At 60.3% G+C, this 6,290-nt stretch carries 8 protein-coding genes and 1 pseudogene; 2 read left to right on the top strand and 7 right to left on the bottom strand.

All coding sequences use genetic code 11. The features are described 5' to 3' along the window. Positions 1-154: 154 nt before the first annotated feature. From OXG98_06185 to OXG98_06160, 6 genes and pseudogenes are all read right to left on the bottom strand, one after another. Entirely contained in the window at positions 155-1,426 is a 1,272-nt protein-coding gene (locus OXG98_06185; GenBank protein MCY3771589.1) for an ABC transporter substrate-binding protein, read from the bottom strand. Between the two features lie 26 nt (positions 1,427-1,452). Then, the gene (locus tag OXG98_06180) at positions 1,453-1,848 is read right to left on the bottom strand and encodes a 3-hydroxyacyl-CoA dehydrogenase family protein (GenBank protein MCY3771588.1); all 396 of its coding nucleotides are present in this window, start codon (positions 1,846-1,848) and stop codon (positions 1,453-1,455) included. Between the two features lie 45 nt (positions 1,849-1,893). Beyond that, positions 1,894-2,326, bottom strand: a pseudogene (locus OXG98_06175) (3-hydroxyacyl-CoA dehydrogenase NAD-binding domain-containing protein). 45 nt (positions 2,327-2,371) lie between these two features. Beyond that, a complete protein-coding gene (locus OXG98_06170) occupies positions 2,372-3,157 on the bottom strand; it encodes an SDR family oxidoreductase (protein MCY3771587.1) in 786 nt (261 codons plus the stop codon). Next, positions 3,157-3,516, bottom strand: coding sequence for a cupin domain-containing protein (locus tag OXG98_06165; GenBank protein MCY3771586.1), 360 nt, complete (start codon positions 3,514-3,516; stop codon positions 3,157-3,159). Before OXG98_06165 ends, OXG98_06170 begins: the two co-directional genes overlap by 1 nt. Beyond that, positions 3,516-4,355 (bottom strand): cyclase family protein, encoded by an 840-nt coding sequence (locus tag OXG98_06160; GenBank protein MCY3771585.1) that lies wholly within the window; start codon positions 4,353-4,355, stop codon positions 3,516-3,518. The genes OXG98_06165 and OXG98_06160 overlap by 1 nt, the downstream gene beginning before the upstream one ends. 145 nt (positions 4,356-4,500) lie before the next feature. Between OXG98_06160 and OXG98_06155 the strand changes: the two genes are divergently transcribed. After that, positions 4,501-5,298 (top strand): IclR family transcriptional regulator, encoded by a 798-nt coding sequence (locus tag OXG98_06155; GenBank protein ID MCY3771584.1) that lies wholly within the window; start codon positions 4,501-4,503, stop codon positions 5,296-5,298. Between the two features lie 158 nt (positions 5,299-5,456). Here the strand turns inward: OXG98_06155 and OXG98_06150 are convergent, their stop codons facing one another. Continuing rightward, the gene (locus tag OXG98_06150; protein MCY3771583.1) at positions 5,457-5,612 is read right to left on the bottom strand and encodes a hypothetical protein; all 156 of its coding nucleotides are present in this window, start codon (positions 5,610-5,612) and stop codon (positions 5,457-5,459) included. Positions 5,613-5,917: 305 nt separating this feature from the next. On the opposite strand from OXG98_06150, the gene OXG98_06145 reads away from it, so the two are divergent. Next, on the top strand, positions 5,918-6,290 hold a 373-nt coding region (locus OXG98_06145; protein ID MCY3771582.1), incomplete at its 3' end, for a TRAP transporter substrate-binding protein DctP.

Raw genomic sequence — 6,290 nt, 5'->3', positions numbered from 1 at the left:
GCGAGGTCGCGGCCCAGCACCGAGACGGCGCCGCGGTAGCCCCGCAGCAGCCCGCGAGGACCTCGAAACTCGTCCCGTCGGCGACCACGACGGCGCCAAATGACTTCCTCAGTTCCGAAACCGAGAAAAGCGAGGACAACGCGCCTGTCTTCCGTCAGCTCAGCAGCTTGAGCGAACCGCCGACCGGAATCTGCGGCGCGAAGGTATTGGTCGTCACGACGAGTTCGAACCGGTCGCCCTGTTTCTGCCACTGCCCGGCCACGAGCGGCGTCTTGGTCACGTTCGGCACCGGGCCCTGGGCCCAGTCAACGTCACCGACGATGGTCGCGAGCGATGTCGTCCTGATCGCCTCCAGGGTCGCAGCGGGATCCTCGAGGTCGGCTGACCTGCCGATGACATCCGCGACAACTTCGAACAGCGCATGCTTGAAGCCGATCGGTTGCGTCCAGGGTCGTCCGGTTGCGTTCGAGTAACCGTCGGCAAGCACCTGCGCGCTTTCACCGCTCAGGGACGAGTTGAACGGGTGCGACGGAGTCCACCAGATTTCGGAGGTCAGCCCGTCGCCCCGGTCACCGAGAGACTCGATGACCGACGGGAACAGCAGCGCCTTGCCGATCGTGACGACTTTCGGCCGAAACTCCTGCTGTGCGGCCTGGGCCCAGAACGTGGCAAAATCCGGAGGAATCATGTTGCCGGTGACGATTTCGCAGCCCGCTTCCTTGAACTCGGCTATGTAGTTGGAAAAATCGTCGTTGAGCGGCTGGTAACGGCCGGGATCGGTCAACGCGAATCCCTGCTCCGCAAGCGGCTTTGGAAAGCCAAGTTCCGGATGCCCCCAGGCATTACCGTCTGCATCGTTCGGAAAAAGACCGGCAACGTTCTTTGCCGCGCCGGAATTTTCCCAGAGATCGAGGAAGTTGGCGATGACATCCTCTAGACCCCAGAAGAAATGGTAGGTGAACTGGAAACCCTCTGCCGGATTGCCGTTGCGCCCGAAGAAATAAGGCTGCCACGGGCAGTCGGTCGTAATGCAGGGGACCTCGTTGATCTCGGCCTGGTCCGCGACGGGATTCGTTGTATCCGGCGTCGAGGCAGCCACGATGATGTCGACCTCTTCTCCGAGAATCAGGTCGGCTGCAACTTCGGCGGCGCGGTTCGGATTCGATTGGCTGTCCTTCGAGATGATCTCGACACCGTAGGACTTGCCATTGTTCTCGAGTCCGGCAGCGAATGCTTCCTCGATGCCCTTCAGCACGAATTCGTCGGCTTCGGCGAATCCGGCCAAGGGTCCGGTACGCGGGCTGACATGACCCACACGAATCGTCGGGTTGGCAGCATACGCCCGGCCGGATGCAAGCAGTGACGGCGCGGCAATGGCAGCGGCCATTCCTCCCAGTGCCTGGCGTCGGGTCGATACTGGTTTCATGGTCGTTCCTCCTCTGAGTCGGATCATTATTGGTTGAGTATGGCATCCAGTTTCCTGAGATGCACCGCTATTCGGCGCTTGGTGGCGCCCAGGTCCCCGTCTTCCCACCTCCTGAACCCGGCACCGGCGGCCATCCCGGTTCGCCCTTCATCGATGAGCGATTGCAGGCGGGGCGACGGACATTCGGACCTGTCGAGATCGAAAAGCAGTCGCTCGTGGATGGCCTGGGTCAATTCGATACCGACGAGGTCGGCGTTTTCCATTGGACCGAGCACAGCCAGGCGACGGCCAAAGCTCCCCTTGACGACCGTGTCGATGGCCTCGGCAGTACAGATTCCCTTTTCGACGAGGGCAATGGATTCTCGCCAGAGCGCGTGCTGCAGCCGGTTCCCGATGAATCCCGGCACATCCCTTTCGACCATGACCGGAGACTTGCCCGAGGAAACAAGTAACGCGAACATGGAGTCTGCCGCATTGGAACCGGTCCACCTGGTTTTCACGATCTCCACCAGCGGCAGCATATGGGGCGGGTTCCACCAGTGAGTGCCAAGTGCCCGGTGGCGCGCCGAAACGCGCCCCATGATGCTGGAAATCCGTATTCGATGCCAGGATTGCATCAGGCGGGGCGTGCATCTCGATCTCGGCGAAAAGCGCCTGTTTCAGTTCGAGCTGTTCCGGCGCCGCCTCGAACACAAACCCCGCATCCGCGACCGTTGCGTCGACAGTCGTGCAGATTTCGACCCGGCCGACCGTTCTTTCGACCTCATCGTCGCTCGCCCCCATGAGCCTGTGGCTTTCGGCAATCCGGTCCCGGGCGCTGTCACGTGCATCGGACGACGGATCGGTTATCCGAACCTCGTGACCGGCGTCGGCCAGGGCAAGCGCGATCCCGTGGCCCATGAGGCCGGCGCCGATCACAGCGATTTGCCGTGCCCCCGTCATTGCTCAGCCGGCCGTATATCCACCATCTGCGTAAAGAATGTGTCCGGTGTAAAAGTCGGACGCCCCTGAACACAGGAAAAGGAGTGGCCCGGCCAGATCGTCCGGCTCTCCCAGTCTGCCTTTTGGAACGCGCGTGAGGAACCCTTCCCGCACCTTTTTCGCGTTTTCGGAATCCTCGAACATCCACGCCGTCAGCGGCGATCGAAACACCGTCGGCGCAATCGCATTGACCGTTATTCCGGTCGCGCCAAGTTCGCAGCCGAGAGCCCTTGTCATTCCGTCAACCGCCGCCTTCGATGCACAATAGGCCGTGTATCCGGCCGGATGGCCCAGCAGTCCCCTGGCAGACGACATCAGGACGATCTTGCCTCCGCGCCCCTGGGATTTCATTTGCCTGGTCGCCGCACGGGCGATCAGCCAGCTTTGGGTGACGTTGGCATCGATGATCGCGCCAAAGGTTTCTGCCGGCATTTCGTCGATCAAGGCAACCTTGTTCATTCCGGATGCAATGACGAGTATGTCGAGCTGTCCGAACTCCGCCACTGTCCGTTCAACCATCCCGGCACAGGACTCCTCGGAATCGGGCCGGGAATTGATCTCGATGGCTGGTCCCGTGCACGCGGCGGAAATCTCCTCGACCTTCGCGAGGTTCCCGCCCGCAAGGGCAACCCTGCATCCTGCACCGGACAGGCATCGTGCTGCCACCGCCCCGAATGCGCCGGATGCGCCGGTAATCAATGCTGCCTTGCCGGAAATGTCGAAAAGCGCGTGAGGGTTCTCGGACTGCATCAGCCTGACTCCTCTCTCTTGCCACCCGGATAGGGCATGACGACGAGCATCTTGCAGACATTGTTGGAGCGGTTTTCGATCAGTCGAACTTCGTTCGGTGCAATGGTGCAACTGTCCATTGCGCCGAGGACGGTCTCCTCTCCGCCAATGACGACAGTCATTTCACCTTCAAGCACGACATAGACTTTCTCGAAGGGCGTACTGTCGGGGCCGGCCCCGCCACCCGGCAGGAACTGCGAAAACCCCACCCACTGGTTCTCCGGGCCACCGTCCTCGAACCCCTGCAGGCGCAATCCCGACACACCGTGATGGTTGGGAGCCTCGTAGGTGGCCGCATCCCCGAATCGCCTGACCAGCATCAGAACGCCTCTCCGGGTTCGATCCGGTAAGTCTGCCCCTTGTCGACGATTGCGACGAGCCTGATGATGCACCCGTCGCCTCGATCCCAGTTCCACGGAAAAAAGGCGAAGGTGCACCTCCTTCCGGTTACGGCGTCAAGGTCTCCCCCGACATTTTCAATTCCGAGAATACCATTTGAAAACAGCTTGTTATGGACAGGCTCCCAATCAGGAAAGTCCTCTTTCCAGTCACGTCCACCCGACCATTCGCGGTATTCCGCCTCAAGATGCGGCAGTATCGGTCCGTTGCGTTGCGGTCCGATCGCGGTCGCCAGCGGATGATCATTCGCCTGCGTGTCGTGACCGACGACCTTGATTCCTTTCTCGACCATCCAGTCGGCCGCCGACGGCACGAGGCCGGGGCAATACGGGAAGTAGTCACCGTCGTCGTATTGCCGGTGCCAGCCCGTGTTGATGATCAGGACGTCATTCCTGCGGATGGCGTGGCCGCAGGCACTTTCGAGATCGTCGCCCGTGATCGATTCCCATTTCTGTTTGGGTATGGAAACGACGATCCCGGAGCCAAAGAAATGCGGCAATGGAACCTCGTCGATAAAGGGCGTGCCCTGAACGACGTGGGCCGGGGCGTCGATATGCGTGGTGACATGCATCGTGGTCGTGATCGTTTGCGACAGGACGCCGGACTTCGCCATGTAATGTTTCCGCTCGATCTGGACATCGCGGAAGTACGGCCAGTTCGGACACTGAAACCCGTAGCGGTGACTGAGATTGTAGAACACGAGTCCCATGTCATTGCTGGTGTTCTCCTGGAACTCTATGCCGCGGATCGTTATCGCCATCATCTCCTCCGGAATGTCAGGCTGTTTGTTCCGTATCATGGTACATCTGTATCGCGATACAGTCAAGTATTGATTCATGGGCATCCGAATGCTAAGCGCATACCGGTTCGGTTCCAGCAGTGACCGACATGTCGGGCGAGAGAAGATGAACGAAATCCGGAAATCCCCGGGGGTCCAGGTGATATCCCGAGCAGCCGAAATTCTTCGTCACCTCGGCCGGAGTCCCGAGGGCCAAAGTCTCGCCCAGATTGCCCATCAGGTCGAGTTGCCCCGGTCCACCGTACAACGAATTGTGGGCGCCTTGACCCTGGAAGGATTCGTCTCTCCCGAAAGGGCGAACGGCGGTTTTCGACTCGGCCCGGGAATCCAGAGCCTGGCGAATTCCTCGCGCTTCGGCCTTGCCGACCGGCTGCGGCAGGCCATGAGGACGATTTCCAATGAAACCGGCGAAACGGTTGACCTGGCAATCCTGAGAGGCGGCAGAATGCTGTTCATCGACCAGGTCGTCGGCACCCACAGGTTACGTGCCGTTTCCAGCATCGGGGAGACCTTTCCATTGACCGATACCGCCAATGGAAAGGCGGCACTGGCATGCCTGGAGAGACAAGAGGCTGCCAACCTGATTTCAGCAGAGCTGGGAAACCCTGAGTCCTCGTCCTCGCGAATGACCGAGATCCGGGAAGACATCGACAAGGTGCGATCCCGCGGACTGGCGTTTGACGAAAACGAGCATACCGAGGGGATCTGCGCAGTCGGCTTCGCGCTGCCTGACAGGAACGGCGATATCCTCGCCCTGTCCGTGCCGGTTCCGCATAACCGCTACTTTCAGGTCAAGGGTGATCTCGAGGAGACGCTGGCATTCTGGAAGAGAAAACTCGGCGACCCGGCTCCAGTGATTGAGACACGCAGGACTGATCGCCAGGGCCGTTTCCGATCAGATTGAATCCGGACCGATGCGGTTCAGTCCCGGGGGATTTACCTGTTCCGACCGGAAACACCGATCGTGGCAGGCTTCAGGCCGCGGCGGCCAGTGCAAAGGATCAAAACGGCGATGCCGGCACCAAGGCGTGTCGGTGTCTCGCAAGAGCTTCATGCCTTGCGTCAGCTGAACTCTCCACCGGCCTGGGCATCGGAAATTCGTGCCAGTTCGGTCACGCCAATCACCCGTAGCGGATCAAACGCTCTTCCCCTGGGGATGGCCAGGAACTCCCCCACGGGAACCTGGTCTTCCGTCACGCTTCGGGCCGTTTCCACCATCTTCCGCACCTTAGTCTGTCGATTGGAACTTCCTGGAAAATCTGCTGGCAAGCGAACACCGAAGGAAATATCGTTACACCACTTGGAGTCTCCGTGCACAGGTGGCCGGAGAACCCGCGTCGCGCGAATGCGGTCAGAAGACCCGGAGGGCTTCCGTGGCGACCGGAACTGCCAAGCAAACGTGATCTGGGCAGCTCCGCGCTTGACCCAGGCCCAACCAGAGAAAGGTGAATGAAATGCGTATACTTCCTTCGGGCGCTGCGACGGCCGCATTCGCAGCAATTGCATTGACAGGCCAAACTGCCATGGCTCAGACCCAGTGGAACCTGGCGACAGCATACCAGGACGAGAACTTCCACACGCAAAATATTGCCATGTTCGCAGAAGACGTGGCAGAAATGACCGCCGGCGCGCTTGTCATCACTCTTCACACGGGCGCATCATTGCTCAAGATGCCGGAAATAAAGCGCGGCATTCAGACCGCCCAGGTCCAGGCAGGCGAAATCCTGCTCTCGGCTTACGGTGCCGAAGACCCGTTCTTCGAGGTCGATGGCATTCCGTTTCTCTCGCAGGGCTACCTGACCGCCTGGAAGGTGTACGAACTGACCTTGCCGTTCATCAGTGATCGCCTCGAATCCCAGGGACTCATGCCGCTGTTCTCCGTTCCCTGGCCGGGAC

It is taken from the genome of Gemmatimonadota bacterium (assembly GCA_026706345.1).
Lineage (GTDB): Bacteria > JAAXHH01 > JAAXHH01 > JAAXHH01 > JAAXHH01 > JAAXHH01.
The sequence above is the reverse complement of the archived record's forward strand: the minus strand, read 5'-3'. Positions and strand labels throughout refer to the sequence as shown.